Origin of the sequence: Paraburkholderia kirstenboschensis, from assembly GCF_032806925.1 — a bacterium.
GTDB classification, from domain to species: Bacteria; Pseudomonadota; Gammaproteobacteria; order Burkholderiales; family Burkholderiaceae; genus Paraburkholderia; species Paraburkholderia kirstenboschensis.
Genome location: NZ_CP136513.1, coordinates 3,337,079 through 3,354,429 on the forward strand (window position 1 = coordinate 3,337,079; position 17,351 = coordinate 3,354,429).

The 17,351-nt window shown below is 62.6% G+C and carries 17 protein-coding genes; 8 read left to right on the plus strand and 9 right to left on the minus strand.

Going from position 1 to position 17,351, the window contains the following annotated elements:
• Positions 1 to 61 precede the first annotated feature (61 nt).
• The gene (locus RW095_RS37600; protein WP_317020750.1) at positions 62 to 964 is read right to left on the minus strand and encodes an NAD kinase; all 903 of its coding nucleotides are present in this window, start codon (positions 962 to 964) and stop codon (positions 62 to 64) included.
• 318 nt (positions 965 to 1,282) lie between these two features.
• On the opposite strand from RW095_RS37600, the gene hrcA reads away from it, so the two are divergent.
• The 3 genes from hrcA to RW095_RS37615 all read left to right on the plus strand — a co-directional run bounded on the left by hrcA (position 1,283) and on the right by RW095_RS37615 (position 3,956).
• Positions 1,283 to 2,302 carry a heat-inducible transcriptional repressor HrcA gene (hrcA, locus tag RW095_RS37605; protein ID WP_025601566.1) on the plus strand — a complete coding sequence of 340 codons (1,020 nt, stop codon included), beginning with the start codon at positions 1,283 to 1,285 and terminating at the stop codon, positions 2,300 to 2,302.
• A 167-nt stretch (positions 2,303 to 2,469) separates the two neighbouring features.
• Positions 2,470 to 3,540, plus strand: coding sequence for a ferrochelatase (gene hemH / locus RW095_RS37610; protein WP_317020751.1), 1,071 nt, complete (start codon positions 2,470 to 2,472; stop codon positions 3,538 to 3,540).
• An 8-nt stretch (positions 3,541 to 3,548) separates the two neighbouring features.
• Positions 3,549 to 3,956: an RNA-binding S4 domain-containing protein gene (locus RW095_RS37615; protein ID WP_128585265.1), complete on the plus strand. Its 408-nt coding sequence runs from the start codon at positions 3,549 to 3,551 to the stop codon at positions 3,954 to 3,956.
• Here the strand turns inward: RW095_RS37615 and RW095_RS37620 are convergent.
• Positions 3,928 to 4,089 carry a hypothetical protein gene (locus RW095_RS37620; protein WP_006047884.1) on the minus strand — a complete coding sequence of 54 codons (162 nt, stop codon included), beginning with the start codon at positions 4,087 to 4,089 and terminating at the stop codon, positions 3,928 to 3,930. The genes RW095_RS37615 and RW095_RS37620 overlap by 29 nt on opposite strands.
• A gap of 379 nt (positions 4,090 to 4,468) precedes the next feature.
• Between RW095_RS37620 and grpE the strand changes: the two genes are divergently transcribed.
• The 5 genes from grpE to pabB all read left to right on the plus strand — a co-directional run bounded on the left by grpE (position 4,469) and on the right by pabB (position 11,028).
• Positions 4,469 to 5,053 carry a nucleotide exchange factor GrpE gene (gene grpE, locus RW095_RS37625; protein WP_317020752.1) on the plus strand — a complete coding sequence of 195 codons (585 nt, stop codon included), beginning with the start codon at positions 4,469 to 4,471 and terminating at the stop codon, positions 5,051 to 5,053.
• A 92-nt stretch (positions 5,054 to 5,145) separates the two neighbouring features.
• Complete coding sequence (locus RW095_RS37630) at positions 5,146 to 5,586, plus strand: thioredoxin family protein (RefSeq protein ID WP_317020753.1); 441 nt, start codon at positions 5,146 to 5,148, stop codon at positions 5,584 to 5,586.
• Positions 5,587 to 5,738: 152 nt separating this feature from the next.
• Positions 5,739 to 7,697 (plus strand): molecular chaperone DnaK, encoded by a 1,959-nt coding sequence (gene dnaK / locus RW095_RS37635; RefSeq protein ID WP_317020754.1) that lies wholly within the window; start codon positions 5,739 to 5,741, stop codon positions 7,695 to 7,697.
• Between the two features lie 273 nt (positions 7,698 to 7,970).
• A complete protein-coding gene (gene dnaJ, locus RW095_RS37640) occupies positions 7,971 to 9,113 on the plus strand; it encodes a molecular chaperone DnaJ (protein WP_027799408.1) in 1,143 nt (380 codons plus the stop codon).
• Positions 9,114 to 9,138: 25 nt separating this feature from the next.
• Positions 9,139 to 11,028, plus strand: a complete 1,890-nt coding sequence (pabB, locus tag RW095_RS37645) for an aminodeoxychorismate synthase component I (protein ID WP_317020755.1) — start codon at positions 9,139 to 9,141, stop codon at positions 11,026 to 11,028.
• 47 nt (positions 11,029 to 11,075) lie between these two features.
• On the opposite strand, the gene panB is transcribed toward pabB, so the two are convergent.
• The 7 genes from panB to RW095_RS37680 all read right to left on the minus strand — a co-directional run bounded on the left by panB (position 11,076) and on the right by RW095_RS37680 (position 17,350).
• Complete coding sequence (gene panB / locus RW095_RS37650) at positions 11,076 to 11,891, minus strand: 3-methyl-2-oxobutanoate hydroxymethyltransferase (RefSeq protein WP_128591085.1); 816 nt, start codon at positions 11,889 to 11,891, stop codon at positions 11,076 to 11,078.
• A 34-nt stretch (positions 11,892 to 11,925) separates the two neighbouring features.
• Positions 11,926 to 12,606, minus strand: coding sequence for a deoxynucleoside kinase (locus RW095_RS37655; protein WP_020069714.1), 681 nt, complete (start codon positions 12,604 to 12,606; stop codon positions 11,926 to 11,928).
• Entirely contained in the window at positions 12,603 to 13,136 is a 534-nt protein-coding gene (gene folK, locus RW095_RS37660; RefSeq protein WP_317020756.1) for a 2-amino-4-hydroxy-6-hydroxymethyldihydropteridine diphosphokinase, read from the minus strand. Before folK ends, RW095_RS37655 begins: the two co-directional genes overlap by 4 nt.
• A gap of 48 nt (positions 13,137 to 13,184) precedes the next feature.
• Positions 13,185 to 14,783: a polynucleotide adenylyltransferase PcnB gene (gene pcnB, locus RW095_RS37665; protein WP_317020757.1), complete on the minus strand. Its 1,599-nt coding sequence runs from the start codon at positions 14,781 to 14,783 to the stop codon at positions 13,185 to 13,187.
• A complete protein-coding gene (locus tag RW095_RS37670; protein ID WP_317020758.1) occupies positions 14,780 to 15,466 on the minus strand; it encodes a histidinol-phosphatase in 687 nt (228 codons plus the stop codon). The genes pcnB and RW095_RS37670 overlap by 4 nt, the downstream gene beginning before the upstream one ends.
• Positions 15,459 to 16,202, minus strand: a complete 744-nt coding sequence (gene hda, locus RW095_RS37675) for a DnaA regulatory inactivator Hda (protein ID WP_317020759.1) — start codon at positions 16,200 to 16,202, stop codon at positions 15,459 to 15,461. The genes RW095_RS37670 and hda overlap by 8 nt, the downstream gene beginning before the upstream one ends.
• Positions 16,203 to 16,273: 71 nt before the next feature.
• Entirely contained in the window at positions 16,274 to 17,350 is a 1,077-nt protein-coding gene (locus RW095_RS37680; protein ID WP_317020760.1) for an AI-2E family transporter, read from the minus strand.
• Between the last annotated feature and the right edge of the window lies 1 nt (position 17,351).

The following is a 17,351-nucleotide window of genomic DNA, read 5'->3' on the forward strand; positions in this document are numbered from 1 at the left end:
GTCTGTGAGCCTGGTATTCGGGTTTCTCTAGCGGCGCTTGTATCCCGGCATTCTCCGCCGGTCAGAGCTTGCCGTCTTCTTCGTGCGACGGGTATTCGTTCCAGTGCAGCTTCTTGCGCAGCGTCGCGAAATAGCTGTAGCCAACCGGATGCAGCATCGGCACCGTATGACGCGAGCGGCGCACTTCGATTGCGTCGCCCAGTTCGAGCGACGTGAACGACTGCATATCGAAATTGACGTTGACCTCGCGCCCGGAAACGATCTGGATACTGACCTTCGAGTCGTCCGGCAACACGATGGGCCGGTTCGACAGCGCGTGCGGCGCGATCGGCACGAGTACGATGCCCTGTAATTGCGGATGCAGAATCGGCCCTTGCGACGACAGCGCGTAAGCCGTCGAGCCGGTAGGCGTGGCGACGATCAGGCCGTCCGAGCGCTGGTTGTACATGAAGCGGCCGTCCACGGAAACGTGCAGTTCCGCCATGCCGGAGAAGCCGCTGCGATTGACCACCACGTCGTTGAAGGCGAGCGCGTGATAGATCGGATTGCCCTGGCGCATGATCCGCGCCTCCAGCAGCACGCGCTCCTCGCGTTCGAAGTTGCCCGCCAGCATTTGCGGCACGATCTCGCTCATGTGGGAGATCGGGATGTCGGTAATGAAACCCAGCCGGCCGTGGTTGATGCCGATGAGCGGTGTGCGGTAAGGCGCCAGTTGCCGGCCGATGCCCAGCATCGTGCCGTCGCCTCCCAGCACGATCGCCACGTCGGCACGCGCGCCGATCTCCGCGGGACGCAGCGCCGGATACTCGGTGACGCCGATTTCCGCGGCGGTGTCGGCTTCGAAAACGACTTCGAAGCCGCGCTTCGCGATGCAGGAGGCGAGCGCGGTCAGGGGCTCACGAATGCCCGGCGTGTTGTTGCGCCCGACGAGCGCCACGGTCTTGAACTGGCTGGTTACTTGCATGCCGGCATTACACCATAGGTAGCACCCGAAAAGAACCGCACTCGGACCCGGCGGCCCGCCGGCACGGGCGGGCCGCCAGCGCAGTTAGGGATTATCGTTAGAATGGTGAAGCCTTGATGACATGCGCGCCGTGCAGAATGCAACGGCGCGTTGCGGGCGGGGCCGTCGACAACAGGGCTGGCGGCGCACCGCACCGAACGCGGCACCAAGCCCTGAAACCGGCGCAAGCGTCGGTCCTGGCGAGCGGCGGTCATTCCGCCGGTGTTGAGCGCCGTTAGCGCTCGCGGTAGTCGCACCATTGAGCTAGAATTTTCCGTCATGCTAGATCCTCGCGCACAAACCCTCCTGAAAACTCTAATCGAGCGCTACATTGCCGAAGGTCAGCCGGTCGGCTCGCGCACGTTGTCGCGCTATTCCGGCCTGGAGCTGAGCCCGGCGACCATCCGCAACGTCATGTCGGATCTCGAGGATCTGGGCCTTGTGATCAGCCCTCATACTTCGGCTGGACGCATTCCCACGCCGCGCGGCTACCGGCTTTTCGTCGACACAATGTTGACTGTCGAGTCGGCCGCAGACGAAGAGGCGGTCACGCGTACCGTCAAGACTACGCTGCAGGCCGGTGAGCCGCAGAAAATCGTCGCCGCGGCGGCGAGCGTGCTCTCGAATCTGTCGCAGTTCGCCGGTGTCGTGCTCACGCCGCGGCGCAGCCACGTGTTCAAGCAGATCGAATTCATGCGCCTGTCCGACAAGCGCATTCTGCTGATCATCGTCACGCCCGAAGGCGACGTGCAGAACCGCATGATGGCGACCCAGCGCGACTTCTCGCCGTCCGAACTGGTGGAAGCGTCCAACTACATCAACGCTCACTTCGCCGGTCTTTCTTTCGACGAAGTGCGCCGCCGCCTGCGCGAAGAGATCGACCAGTTGCGCGGCGACATGACCACGCTCATGCACGCGGCCGTCACCGCGAGCACCGACGAATCGGACACCGGCGAGACCGTGCTCATTTCGGGCGAGCGCAATCTGCTCGAGGTCGCGGATCTTTCCTCGGACATGGCGCGCCTGCGCAAGCTGTTCGATGTGTTCGATCAAAAGACCAGTCTCCTTCAGTTGCTGGATGTATCGAGTCATGCGGCCGGCGTGCAGATCTTCATAGGCGGCGAGTCGAACCTCGTTCCTATCGAGGAAATGAGCGTCGTCACCGCGCCCTACGAAGTGAATGGCAAGATAGTCGGCACGCTGGGCGTGATCGGACCTACGCGAATGGCCTACAACCGCGTGATCCCGATCGTGGACATCACCGCGAGACTGCTCTCGCTGACGCTCAGTCAGCAGTAGCGCGTCACAGCTGCGGCGGTTTGTCCAGCACATGATGCGCGAGCGCGCGCCGCCTGCCAATTGGCCGAACGGCCAGGGGTCCTTAGGGCGCGCGGCCACGAGGCGCGCCGCTATAATGAATCCCACCTGGTTCCACTTCCCGCCTTGTGCGGTTACTCCTGCTGCCTATGCGCTTCGACCTTGAGCGGCCCTCGCAGAACGCCACGTCGCACCGCGTTGCGGTGTTACTGATCAATCTCGGCACGCCCGACGCGCCAACGCCTCGTGCGGTTCGCCGCTATCTCGCGCAGTTCCTGTCCGATCCGCGCGTGGTCGAAATTCCTGCGCTGCTGTGGCAAATCATTCTGCGGCTTCTGATCCTGCCGTTCCGGGGCCGCGCGTCCGCGAAGAAATATGCGGCCGTGTGGATGCCGGAAGGTTCGCCGCTGCGCGTCTATACGGAAAAGCAGGTGGAAGGTTTGCGCCATCTGCTGCAATTGAATGACTACACGGTGCTCGTCGACTACGCAATGCGCTACGGCACACCCGGCATCCCGGCCATGCTCAATCAGCTGAAGCTCGCCGGTGCCGAACGGGTGCTGCTGGTGCCGATGTATCCGCAATACTCGTCGTCGACCACGGCGACCGCTTTCGACGACGCGTTCTCCGCGCTCAAGCGCATGCGTAACCAGCCCGAGATCCGCACGGTGCGCCAGTACGCCGATCATCCCGCGTACATTTCAGCGCTCGCTGCGCAGGTGCACCAGTATTGGCATCTCCATGGTCGGCCGGATTTTGCAGCCGGCGACAAGCTCGTTCTCAGTTTTCATGGCGTGCCCAAGCGCACGCTCGATCTCGGCGATCCGTACCACGAGCAGTGCCAGACGACCGGCGCGCTGCTGATGCAGGCGCTCGGCCTGACGCCGGTGGAATGCCGCATCACGTTCCAGTCGCGTTTCGGCAAGGCCGAGTGGTTGCAGCCGTACACGGCCCCCACGCTGAAGGAACTCGGGGCAGCGGGCGTGCGGCGTGCTGATGTTTTTTGTCCCGGCTTCACCGCCGACTGTCTCGAGACAATCGAGGAGATCGGCATGGAAGTGCGCGACGAGTTCCTGCATGCGGGCGGCAAGGAGTTTCATCGCATTCCTTGCGTGAACGCGTCGCAGGCGTGGATTGCCGCGCTTGGCGAAATCGTCGCGCAGAACCTGCAAGGCTGGCCGGTCCAGGCGGTCCCCGTACCGCATCACACACCTGCTTGAGCATACTCATGAACTACCGGATTTCGACGGAACCGGGCGCGAAGCTGCGCATCGACAAATGGCTCTGGGCAGCGCGCTTCTTCAAGACGCGCTCGCTTGCCGCGGACGCGGTCGAGAAGGGTCGTGTGCGTATAGGCGGGGCCGACGTGAAGCCGGCCAAGGACGTGCGGGTCGGCGACCTCGTCGAGATCGAAATCGAGCGGTTCGTATGGCAGGTGCAGGTGCTGGGCGTATGCGATGTGCGCGGTCCAGCAAGCGTCGCACAGACGCTTTACGCGGAAACCGACGAGAGCCGGCAAAAGCGCCAGGCCGAGCACGAGCGCCGCAAGACCTATCGCGAGCCGGCCGAGGCATTGCACGGCCGCCCGACCAAGCGCGACCGCCGGACTATCGACAGATTTTCAGGTGGGGATTGAACAGTTGTTCCATGGTCGCGTTCACGCCGCCGTATTCGGTTGTGTGATCGTTGACCGCCCCAGACATACAGATGGTCGTGGTGCCCGCAACGAGTACCAGTGCGACCACCGAGATTGCAAAGGTCAGTTTCACGGTACCCCCTTTTGGGATGGTGCGGAAAAGAAACGAGCTAGCCAGGTAGAAATTGCAAAATGGCGGAAAGGTTTATGTCAGATTAGGGTTAACGCTGTTTTTCCGCCGCGTAACTGGAGCATAGGTCACTTGCACGCCGCGCTCAATCTGAATCTGATCGCAGCGCACCCATGGTTGTAACCGCGCATTTCCGCCGGCCGCCGCAGGTTTGAAATTTTCGGCGAAGGCGCTTGAAAACGCGCGTTTGCGGCCCCACCTGCCGTTTCGATACGTGGTAGCGCGCCTGGATGACTGTCGCGATTTTGCAACGCACAAATCGCGGCAGTGTCATGCGCCGTTGCTGCCGTTGGCTTTTAATTTTTTAACGACTTTCAGCGACATGGAAAACACGCAAGAGAACCCGACGAGCCAGAATCCCACGCCCGCGGACGAAACCGCGCGCCAGGCCGCCGAGGCGGTCACTCCCGAGCAGGAAGCCGCTGCGAGCGTCGCCACGGACACGCCGGCAACGGGCGTGGAAGCCGCATTGGCCGAAGCGCAGGCGAAGATCGCCGAATTGCAGGAAAGCTTCCTGCGCGCGAAGGCCGAGACAGAAAACGTGCGCCGCCGCGCGCAAGAAGATGTTGCCAAGGCGCATAAATTTGCAATCGAGAGCTTCGCGGAGCATCTGCTGCCGGTGATCGACAGCCTGGAAGCAGCCGTCGCTCACTCGACCGACGATCTTCAAAAAGTGCGCGAAGGCGTCGAGCTCACGCTGCGTCAGCTCACGGGCGCGCTGGAGAAAGGCCGCGTCGTCGCGCTGAATCCGGTGGGCGAGAAGTTCGACCCGCACCGCCATCAGGCTATCTCCATGGTGCCGGCCGACCAGGAGCCGAACACGGTGGTCGCCGTGCTGCAAAAGGGCTTCGTGATCGCGGATCGCGTGCTGCGCCCGGCGCTCGTCACTGTCGCCGCGCCGAAGTAACGCCGGTTTGCTCCGTATTCCATTTGGGATTTCGCCCGCGCTTCGCCCGCGTTTGGCTGTAGACAGCCGGTAGACACCAGGTAGACACCGTCATGGCCAATATTCCCGTCGACGCAACCGCGTTCTCGGCGTTTGACATGCAGGAGCTGAGCGCCGAATCGTTCGACGCCGGCCTCGCCGAAGCGGGTGACCAACTCGCGGTGGTGTTCTTCTGGGGACTCGACTGCTTTAACTGCGAGATCGCCAAGAAGGCCATGCTCGCGCAACCGGACGCAATCCGCGCGCTCGGTCTGCGGTGGTTTCACAGCAATGTCTACGAGCACCGTGAACTTGGCCGGCGTTTCATGCTTCATGGCGTGCCGACGTGGTTCTTCTTTCATCGCGGCAAACGGCTGGGTCGGGCAACCGGCTGGCACGGCTTGACGCAGTTCAAGGCGGCGGTTGCCGCAGCGCGCGAGAAGATCCGGTCGGCCGATGCCGCGGGCGGTGCGCAAGCTGACGGAGCGAATACGGGCAAAAGTTCGTCCGATTGAAAAAAATTAAAGACCGCATCGCAAAAGAGGTCTTGAAAACGATGCGGACGCACTTATGTTGAGTGCAGGTATGAATTCAGGGTGGATTGCCTTGCCGCCGAACGGCAAACAGGGCGATTCCCGCAGCGATCAAAGTCAGGAGATTAGTGAAAATGGGCAAAATCATCGGTATCGACCTCGGCACGACCAACTCGTGCGTGGCGATCATGGAAGGCAATTCGGTCAAGGTGATCGAGAACTCGGAAGGTGCGCGCACCACGCCGTCGATCATCGCCTACATGGAAGACGGCGAGATTCTCGTCGGCGCGCCTGCCAAGCGTCAGTCGGTCACGAACCCGAAGAACACGCTGTACGCGGTTAAGCGCCTGATCGGCCGCCGCTTCGAAGAGAAGGAAGTTCAAAAAGACATCGGCCTGATGCCGTACAAGATCATGAAGGCCGACAACGGCGACGCATGGGTCGAAGTACGGGATCAGAAGCTCGCTCCGCCGCAAATCTCCGCGGAAGTGCTGCGCAAGATGAAGAAGACCGCTGAAGACTATCTCGGCGAGCCGGTCACCGAAGCCGTGATCACGGTTCCCGCGTACTTCAACGACAGCCAGCGTCAGGCAACCAAAGATGCAGGCCGCATCGCCGGTCTGGAAGTCAAGCGCATCATCAACGAACCGACCGCAGCCGCGCTCGCGTTCGGTCTCGACAAGAACGAGAAGGGTGACCGCAAGATCGCCGTGTATGACCTAGGCGGCGGTACGTTCGACGTGTCGATCATCGAAATCGCCGACGTCGACGGTGAAAAGCAGTTTGAAGTGCTGTCCACGAACGGCGATACGTTCCTGGGCGGTGAAGACTTCGACCAGCGCATCATCGACTACATCATCGGCGAGTTCAAGAAAGAGCAGGGCGTCGATCTGTCGAAAGACGTGCTCGCGCTGCAGCGCCTGAAGGAATCGGCTGAAAAGGCGAAGATCGAACTATCGTCGAGCCAGCAAACCGAAATCAACCTGCCGTACATCACGGCCGACGCGTCGGGTCCGAAGCACTTGAACCTGAAGATTACGCGCGCCAAGCTCGAAGCGCTGGTTGAAGAACTGATCGAACGCACGATCGAACCGTGCCGCGTCGCTATCAAGGACGCAGGCGTGAAGGTCGGCGAAATCGACGACGTGATTCTGGTCGGCGGTATGACCCGCATGCCGAAGGTGCAGGAAAAAGTTAAGGAATTCTTCGGCAAGGATCCGCGCCGCGACGTGAACCCGGACGAAGCCGTGGCCGTTGGCGCCGCGATTCAGGGCCAGGTGTTGTCTGGCGACCGCAAGGACGTTCTGCTGCTCGACGTGACCCCGCTGTCGCTCGGCATCGAAACGCTCGGCGGCGTGATGACGAAGATGATCAACAAGAACACCACGATCCCGACCAAGCATTCGCAGGTCTACTCGACGGCTGACGACAATCAGAGCGCCGTGACGATCAAGGTGTATCAGGGCGAACGCGAAATGGCAGCGGGCAACAAGCTGCTGGGCGAGTTCAATCTTGAAGGCATTCCGCCGGCACCGCGCGGCACGCCGCAGATCGAAGTGAGCTTCGACATCGACGCGAACGGCATTCTGCACGTCGGCGCGAAAGACAAGGCGACCGGCAAGGAAAACCGCATCACGATCAAGGCGAACTCGGGTCTGTCCGAAGCCGAAATCGAGAAGATGGTGAAGGACGCCGAAGCCAACGCGGAAGAAGATCACAAGCTGCGTGAGCTGGCCGACGCCCGCAACCAGGGTGACGCGCTCGTCCACAGCACGAAGAAGGCGCTCACCGAATACGGCGACAAGCTGGAAGCCGGCGAGAAGGAAAAGATCGAAACCGCGCTGAAGGACCTCGAAGAAGCGCTGAAGAGCAGTTCGACCGACAAGGCCGCGCTCGAAGCCAAAATCGAAGCGGTGGCGACGGCTTCGCAGAAGATGGGCGAGAAGATGTACGCCGACATGCAGGCTGCCCAAGGTGCCGAAGCTGCGGCAGCAGGCGCGGCGGGCGCGAGCGCGGGTGCATCGGCTGGTGGCGCGAGCCAGCAGCAGGACGATGTGGTCGACGCCGACTTCAAGGAAGTCAAGAAAGACTAAAGCCAGGTCGCATTCCGACCGTAAAGCCGCACACGGGTTCTGTGTGCGGCCCGGCTGCACGAGAGGGACCGCGGGCAACAGGACGCGGCAACGTGCAAGAGCGGTTATCACGCCTGGCGAGCCTTTTAGGCTCTCCGGGCACATTTGTTTTATGGAGGCCGTTGTTTCGCGCCGCATCTCAGTCGGCACGAAACAGCGACCGGACGAGTCGTGAGACTCCAGCATTCAAGAGGAGCCACCGCGCGGCACTCTCGCGAGGGGCGTTGAACCGATATGGCGAAACGGGATTACTACGAGGTTCTGGGCGTCGCAAAGAACGCGAGCGACGACGAAATCAAGAAGGCTTATCGCAAGCTGGCGATGAAGCACCACCCCGACCGCAATCCGGGCAACAAGGATGCGGAAGAGCATTTCAAGGAGGTGAAGGAAGCCTATGAAATGCTCTCGGACTCGCAAAAGCGTGCCGCGTACGACCAGTATGGTCACGCGGGCGTCGATCCGAACATGGGCGGCGCCGGCGCACAAGGCTTCGGCGGCTTTGCCGATGCGTTCGGCGATATTTTCGGCGACATCTTCGGCCAGGCGGCAGGCGGCGCGGCGCGGGGCGGCGGCGGACGTGCGGGCCCGCAGGTGTATCGCGGCGCCGACCTGCGCTACAGCATGGAAATCACGCTTGAACAAGCGGCGCATGGTTACGACACGCAGATTCGCGTGCCGAGCTGGGTGTCGTGCGAAGTCTGTCACGGTTCGGGCGCGAAGCCCGGCACCAAGCCGGAAACCTGTCCGACCTGTAGCGGTTCGGGCGCGGTGCGGATGTCGCAAGGCTTCTTCAGCATCCAGCAAACCTGTCCGAAGTGTCACGGCACCGGCACCTATATTCCTGAACCGTGCGCTCACTGCCACGGCGCGGGCAAGGTGAAGGAAACCAAGACGCTCGAAGTGAAGATTCCGGCAGGTATCGACGACGGCATGCGCATCCGTTCGGCCGGCAACGGCGAACCGGGCATCAACGGCGGACCGTCGGGCGATCTGTACGTCGAGATTCATATCAAGCAGCATTCGGTGTTCGAGCGCGACGGCGACGATCTGCATTGCCAGATGCCGATTCCGTTCACCACGGCGGCGTTGGGCGGCGAAATCGAAGTGCCCACGCTCGCGGGCCGCGCGAGCTTCACGGTGCCCGAAGGCACGCAGTCGGGCAAGACGTTCCGGTTGCGCGGCAAGGGTATCAAGGGCTTGCGTTCGAGCATTGCCGGCGATCTGTACGTGCATGTCCAGGTCGAAACGCCGGTCAAGCTCACCGAATCGCAGCGCGATCTGCTCAAGCAGTTCGAGAAAGCTTTGGTGGAAGGTGGCGCGCGGCACAGCCCGCAAAGCAAGAGCTGGTTCGACAGGGTGAAGAGCTTCTTCGATTAACGGCGGTTCGAAGTTGGCGGTAAGCATGACGGCAGATGAGCGCGGCGCTGTATTTGCATTGCTCGATGATTGCGACGCGTCGGCGGCGCGCCGCTCGAGCAGGCTGTACACCGGTTTCGCGCATGAGCGGGTATGCGCCGATGCCGCGCAACTGGAAGCCGTGTGCGAGGCCGCCGAATCCGATGCACGGCACGGCCTGCACGCTATCGTGCTCGCCGACTACGAGTTCGGCCGGCATCTTCTCGGCGGGGCATCGGATCCGTCGTTCAAAACGCAGCATGGCGACGCCACGCTGCGTTTTTTATTGTTCGAGCGTTGCGAGAAACTCTCGCGCGACGAGGTCGACGCGTGGCTCGTAAAGCGTGACGGCGATCTCGCTGAACCCTCGGTGGCGGGCACGGCCAACGTGCGCGAGAGTGTCGAGCCCGCGCAGTTCAATGCGGCCATCGACGCAATTCATGCGGCCTTGCGCGACGGCGATTCCTATCAGGTCAACTACACATACCGGCTTGGTTTCGACGTATTCGGCTCGCCTATCGCGCTTTATCGGCGCTTGCGGGCGCGTCAACCGGTTCGGTACGGCGCGTTGATCGCAATGCCTGTTGGTGACTGGGTGCTGTCGTGCTCGCCGGAACTCTTTGTCGAAAAGCAGAATGCAACGTTGCGCGCGCGTCCGATGAAAGGCACCGCGCCGCGTTCGGCCGATACGTCAGCGGATCGGGGCGCTGCTGAATTCCTCGGCAGCGATCCCAAGAACCGCGCCGAAAACGTGATGATCGTCGATCTGCTGCGCAACGATCTGTCGCGCGTCGCTCAGACGGGCTCCGTCAAAGTGCCCGCGCTCTTTTCCGTCGAGCCGTATGCATCGGTTTGGCAGATGACGTCGACGGTTGAAGCCGCTTTGCGGCCCGGCACGTCGTTCGCCGCGATACTGCGCGCGCTTTTTCCTTGCGGCTCGATCACCGGTGCGCCGAAGCATCGCACGATGCAGTTGATCGACGAACTGGAGAGCACGCCACGCGGGCTTTACACCGGCGCGATCGGCTGGCTTGATGCGCCCGCGCCGGAGCCGGCGGCGAATGAAAATAGCGGCGGCGACTTCTGCATGTCCGTCGCGATTCGCACGCTTACGTTGAAGCCGTCCGCGCCCAGGGGACAACTGCGCGGCACGATGGGCGTCGGCGCGGGCATCGTGCTCGACAGCGTCGCCGAAGACGAATATGCGGAGTGTCGATTGAAAGCGCGCTTCCTGACCGGTGCGGAGCCCGGCTTCGATCTGTTCGAAACCATGTACGCGACGCGGGAAGAGGGCGTGCGCTATTTGTCGCGCCATCTCGCGAGGCTGTCGGCGAGTGCCGCGACGCTGGGTTTTGAATTCGATGCCACAAGCATCAGCGCGCAGATCGCGGAGCGATGCGCGTCGTTGCCCGCCGCAACGCCGCACCGCATGCGCTTCGCGCTAGGCAAGAGCGGCGTGACGCAGATTACGTCCGCAGTATTGACGCCGTTGGCCGATTCCACGGTCGGCGTGCTGCTCGCAACGGATCACGATTTTGCGTCGACCCAAGCCGACGATCCACTGCTGCGCCACAAGACCACGCACCGTGCGCAGTACGATCGCGGCTGGCGCGAAGCCGAGGCAAAAGGCGCCTTCGACACGCTGTTCTTCAACGAACGAGGCGAGTTGACGGAAGGCGGGCGGTCGAACGTATTCGTGAAGCTGGCGGGGCTGTGGTGGACGCCGCCGCTCGCCTCGGGCGTGCTGCCCGGTGTGATGCGAAGCGTTCTACTTGAAGACGACGATAGTCTGCAAGCGGCTGAGAAGGTGCTGACAGAGGCCGACGTATTGAACGCCGAAGCGCTGTTGATCTGCAACGCATTGCGCGGCGCGCTGCCGGCTCGGATTGTCCGCTAGAAACACCGAAGCGCCGCCACCCCAACATCACCCGCGCAAAAGCAGCCTCAAAACGAGTGCTCAGGCCCAGGAAAGGTCCCGTTCTTCACCGCTTGCACATACGCTTCCACGGCGGCAAGAATACTCGGCTGCCCGACCATGAAGTCCTTCACGAAGCGCGGCCGCTTGCCGGGAAAGATCCCCAGCATGTCGTGCAATACCAGCACTTGACCCGAGCAGTCGAGGCCCGCGCCGATGCCGATCGTCGGAATCCGCAACTGCTTCGTGACTTCGCTCGCGAGCAGCGTCGGAATTGCTTCCATCACAATGAGCTGTGCGCCGGCCGTTTGCATCGCGAGCGAGTCGCGCAGCAACTGGTTCGCGCCTTCCTCGGTCTTGCCTTGCACCTTGAAGCCGCCAAAAGCATGCACCGATTGCGGCGTTAGCCCGACATGCGCACAAACCGGAATCGAGCGGTCAACCAGGAAACGGACAGTGTCCGTGAGCCATTCACCGCCTTCGAGCTTCACCATCTGCGCGCCGGCGCGCATCAATTCCACCGAGCTTCTATACGCTTCTTCCGGCGTGCCATACGTGCCAAACGGCAAGTCCGCGACGATCAGTGCAGACGGTCGCGCGCGCGCCACGCTCGCCGTGTGATACGCGATGTCGGCGAGCGAAACCGGCAGTGTGGTGGTCTGTCCTTGCAAGACATTGCCGAGCGAGTCGCCGATCAGCATGACGTCGACACCCGCGCGATCCAGCAGCGCGGCGAAGCTCGCGTCGTAACAGGTGAGCATGGCGATTTTCTCGCCAGCATCGCGCATTGCCTGCAGTTTCGGCACGGTGACGGCGCTCCGGCTCGTCTCCTGCAAATAGGTCATGGGTCGATCCGTTGAAGAGAAAGGCGCGCGCCGCTCAGAGCGACGTGCCCTTGACAAAGAATTCCTTGCGTCCGCGCATGGTTTCGATGCGTTCGGCGAGCAGCGCAAGGTCCGCGTCGGAGTCGAGCGGATTCAGGTGTTCGGCGTTAACCGTCAGCACCGGCGTGCGGTCGTAGTGATAGAAGAATTCGTTGTAGGCGTCGCAAAGCGCGTGCAGATACGCATCGGAAATCTGCAACTCCATCGGCACCGCGCGCTTCTGAATGCGCGAGAAGAGCACTTCGGGACTGGCTTGCAGATACACGACGAAGTCCGGTGCCGGCGCGCTCACTTCCAGCCGTGCGGCGAGCGCGCGGTACAGATGCCACTCGTCTTCCTGCAGCGTGAGGCGCGCGAAGATGTCGTTCTTCTGCGTCATGAAGTCCGCTACGAGCGGCGTGCCCGCCACTTGCGCCGCGTTCACTTCCTGCGCCTGCTGCGCGCGTTGCAACGCGAAGTGCAATTGCGCGGGCAACGCATAACGCGCGGTGTCGCGATAAAAACGTTCGAGGAAGGGATTGTCCTGCGGCCTCTCGAACAGTTCCTGCATCGACCAGCGTTGCGCAAGACGCCGCGCGAGCGATGTCTTGCCGACGCCAATAGGTCCTTCGATCGCCAGATAGCCGAATGGAGGCCGCAATTGCGGCGCGGTTACGGTAAGCGGTGTGGAATTCATTCGCAGCGGCCCTTGCCCGCGGCGAGTGCGTTCAGCATCGGGCACTGGCAGGGTCCTTTCACTTTCTCGATGCGCTGATCGCGCACGCCGTCGAGCAGCGCGTCGGCGCGGCCATGTCGCGGAATGATCAGCGCAGCGTCGATTTCGACGAGCGGCACCAGCGCGAAAGCACGCTCGACGAGGCGGGGATGCGGAACGATCAGGTCGGCTTCGTCGATCGATTGGTCGCCGAAAAGCAGGATGTCGAGATCGAGCGTTCGCGGTGCATTGCGAAAGGGCCGCTCCCGGCCGAACTGATGCTCGATCTTGTGGCACAGCGCAAGCAGATGCCGCACGGGGAGCGTCGTGTCGATCTTCACGACACAGTTGAAATAGTCGTCACCGCCCGCGTCGATCGGGGCCGTGCGATACAGGCTCGACTTGGCGAGCACAGTGATGGCGTGCTGTTGTGCGAGGCACACCACCGCGTCTTTCAGGGTCTGGCGCGCGTCCCCGAGATTCGCGCCGAGGCCGAGATAAGCAACCGTCATGGCATAACTTCCTGCAACTATCGTTCGACGGCTTCAGCGAACGCTGCGTCAGTCTTCGTGCGGGCCTTCATGGCCCGCTTCGGCGTCTGTGCGTTCGGCTGGCGTGCCGCCCTCCATTCCGTCGCCCGGTTTGCGGTTTCTCGCGCCACTGCTGCGCCTCCGTCGTTTTCTGGGGCTTCGGTCCTTCCCGCCTTGCGTTAGCAATGTTTCACGCGCCGCGATATCTCCTTCGATGAACTCCGTCCACCACGCTCCGACCGACTCATCGAGTTCGCCCGATTCGCAGCGCAACAGGAGGAAATCATGCCCCGCTCTAAATCTTTGGTGTTCCAGCAGCTTCAGCGCGCTTCTTCCCGAGCGTTTTTCGAGGCGCAGCTGCAAGCCCCAGATCTCGCGCATATCGGACGAAAAACGCTTGTGAATAGCGAGTTTTTCCGTCTGCATGTCGAGGACTTCGTCCATCGCGCGATGCAGCGCCGGCACCGGATACTCACCGTTCGCTTCAAATTTCTGCCAGCGCTGCTGCACGTCGTGCCAGAGCAGCGTGGCGAACAGGAAGCCTGGTGACACCGGCTTGCCAGCGCGCACGCGTGCGTCGGTGTTGGTGAGCGCGAGCGTGATGAATTTTTCGCCGGTGGGCTGCTCGAGCACGACGTCGAGCAAGGGCAGCAAACCATGATGCAGGCCTTCCTGGCGCAGGCGCTTCAAGCAGGCGAGCGCGTGGCCGGACAGCATGAGCTTCAGCATCTCGTCGAACAGACGCGCGGCCGGCACGTTGTTGATCAGGTCGGCCATTTCGGCGATCGGCGCGCGAGTCGCGTCTTCGATCTCGAAGTCGAGCTTCGCCGCAAAACGCACCACGCGCAGCATGCGCACAGGATCTTCGCGATAACGCGTGGCCGGATCGCCGATCATGCGCAGCAGGCGAGCGCGCACGTCCGCCATGCCGTTGTGATAATCCAGCACTGTTTCGGTGGCCGGATCGTAGTACATCGCATTGATCGTGAAGTCGCGGCGCGTGGCGTCTTCGTGCTGCTCGCCCCACACGTTGTCGCGCAGCACGCGGCCGCTTGCGTCCACCGCGTGCGTGCGGCGGTCGAGCTCGTCGCGCTTCAGGCGCCGCGGCGGCGCGGCGTCAGCGGCGGGCGGATCGACCAGCGCGCGGAACGTGGAGGTTTCGATGATTTCCTGGCCGAACTGCACGTGCACGATCTGAAACCTGCGGCCAATGATGCGCGCGCGGCGGAACAGCTTCTGCACCTGTTCGGGCGTGGCGTCGGTCGCCACGTCGAAGTCTTTCGGCTTGATGCCGAGCAGCAGGTCGCGCACCGCACCGCCGACGATGAACGCGCGGTGCCCGGCCTGTTGCAGGCCTTCGGTCACGCGAATCGCGCTGCGCGAGATCAGCGTGGGGTCGATGCCGTGTACGTCGTGCGGAATGATGACCGGCACGTCCGGGTCGCGCACTGTCTTTGCGGGCACGCCATTGCGGGCCGGCTTGCGGCGCGCGCGGCCGGTTCCCGCGGCGCCTGCTGCATTGCGTGCCGGTGCGCTGCCGGGTTCGTCTGAGTCGGCTTCAGCCGGCACGGTGTCGTCGGCGGACGCTGTGTCCTGGCCGAATAGCTTACGGATGAGTTTTTTGATCACGTGGGTTGAAAGAGTTCGAGGATGCGCCAGCCTTTGGCCTGCGCATGGGCGCGCAATGTGTCGTCGGGATTCGTTGCGATCGGATCGGTGACCTTTTCGAGCAGCGGAATGTCGTTGTGCGAATCGCTGTAGAAGTAGCTGCGCTCGAAGTCGCTCCAGCTCTTGCCGAGCGACGCAAGCCATGCCTCGGTGCGCACGATCTTGCCTTCCTTGTAGCTCGGCGTGCCGGTGGGGCGGCCGGTGTAGGCCGAATGCGGCTGGCCGTCGACGGTTTCGGCTTCGCAGGCGATCAGCGTGTCGACGCCGAACGCGCTCGCGATGGGCCGGGTGATGAATTCATTGGTCGCGGTGACCACGCAGCAGAGGTCGCCGGCTTCGCGGTGCCGCTTGACCAGTTCGACCGCCGCCGGGGGGATCGCCGGTGTGATCACCTGGTGCATGTACTGCGCGTGAAAGTCCGCGAGTTGCGCACGCGTGTATTTCGCGAGCGGCGTGAGCATGGCGATCAGATAGGCGTGAATGTCCAGCTTGCCGGCTTTGTAGTCGGCATAGAAACGGTCGTTTTCACGAGCGAAATTTTCGCCGTCGACCATGCCGTGTTTCACCATGAAGCGGCCCCATTCGTGGTCGCTGTCGGTGGGAATGAGCGTGTGATCGAGGTCGAAGAGTGCGAGATTAGCCATGGGGATCTATTTTACTTGAAGCAGCGGACGACGCGGCGGGCCCGTCCGCGCCGGGCGAAGCCAGCATCGTGCGCAAAAGCGGCAGCGTGACCGCGCGCTTCTGTTCGAGCGAAAATCGGTCGAGCGCATCGAGAAGCGCCATCAGGCTTGGCATGTCGCGGCGAAAATGCGTGAGCAGATAGGCCGGCACGTCGTCGGCGAGCATGATGCCGCGCTCGCGAGCCGCGTGCTTGAGCACCGCCGCCTTGCCTTCGTCGGGCAGCGGCGCGAGGTGGAACACGAGACCCCAGCCGAGCCGCGTGCGCAGGTCCTCGCGCACCGTCATGCCGATCGGCGCCGCATTGCCGGTGGCGACGAGCGCGCTCGTCGGATGCGCGCGCACTTCGTTGAAGAGATTGAACACGGCGATCTGCTGCGCGGCCGACAGGCCGTCGCAATCGTCGATCGCATAGAGCGCCACGCGCGGATCGAAACTGAACGCGGCGAGGCTGCTTTGCGGACCCGCGAAGCGCGCGTGGCCCGGCGGCGCTTCGTGCACGAGCGCTTGCAACAAGTGTGTGCGACCGCTGCCCGCCTCGCCCCAGATGTAGAAGGTGCGATCGGCGACAGGCCCGGCAGCAAGCTCGTTGTCGAGCTCGCGCAGCCGCGTAACCAGCTCGGCGTTTGCGCCGGCGAAAAAATTGTCGAATGTCGATGGCGGCGGAGTGCCGAGATCGAGCGTCAGTTGACGAAGCACAGTAGGTTAATGCCGAAAGTAGGGCTGAGGCTGCCGATGGTCCTGGCGAGCCGGGTCACTGGAGCAGAAAGTCAATTGTTGTACAGGGTGCTTTCCAGATAGCTTTGCCGCAATTCGCGCGCCGCCACGGTCAAAATCGCACTCACGGGCAACGCAAGCAGCACGCCGAAAAAGCCGAACAGTTGCCCAAATGCGAGCAGCGCGAAAATGACCGCGAGCGGGTGCAGGCCGATCCGCTCGCCGACGAGGCGCGGCGTCAGGAAAAAGCTCTCCACGATCTGACCGACGCCGTAAATCACAGCCACCGCACCGAAGCCGTACCAGTTGCCGAACTGCAGCAACGCCGCGAGAAGCGCCAGCGCGAGACCGGTCGCAAAGCCAATGTACGGGATGAACACCGCGAGCCCGGTGAAAATGCCCACCGGCAGCGCGATCTCGAAGCGGGCGATGCTGAGCGCCGCCGCGTAGAACACCGCGAGCACGCCCATCACGAGCAACTGGCCGCGCAGATATTGCGACAGCATCTGATCCATGTCGCGCGCGAGTTGCAGCGTCTTGTCGAGCCAGCGGCGCGGCACCACGCTCTGTACGCGCAGCAGCATGCGGTTCCAGTCGTACAGCAGGTAGAACAGCACGAGCGGCACCAAGACGAGATTGCCGATGACCGTCATCATGACGTTGCCGCTCGTCACGATCGAAGTCCACGCATAACGCGCGACCGTCTGCGCACTGCCTTCGAGTTGGCCCATCACCAGATCGCGCACGCTTGCAAAATCCAGCGAATCGGCGAGGCCGAGCATGGCGAGCTTGGGTTGCAGCCACGCATTCACGTGGGCGAACAATTGCGGCACCTGCTGACGCAGCTGCGGGCCTTCCTTCTGGATGACGGCGAATACCAGCAGCGCGAGCATTGTCACGAGCAGCGTGAAAAGCAGCATCATCAGCAAGGCGGCGAGCGCGCGCGGCACACGCCGGCGCACCATCCATGCGACGCCCGGCTGCAGAATGTACGCGAGAATCGCGCCGAGCAGAAACGGCGTGAGGACGGGGCTCAGCAGCCACAGCAGAATGCCGACGCCGAGCGCGATGGCTATCCAGATGAAAGCGCGACGTTGGACCGGAGTCAGTATCGAGGAGTTCTGTTGCAAA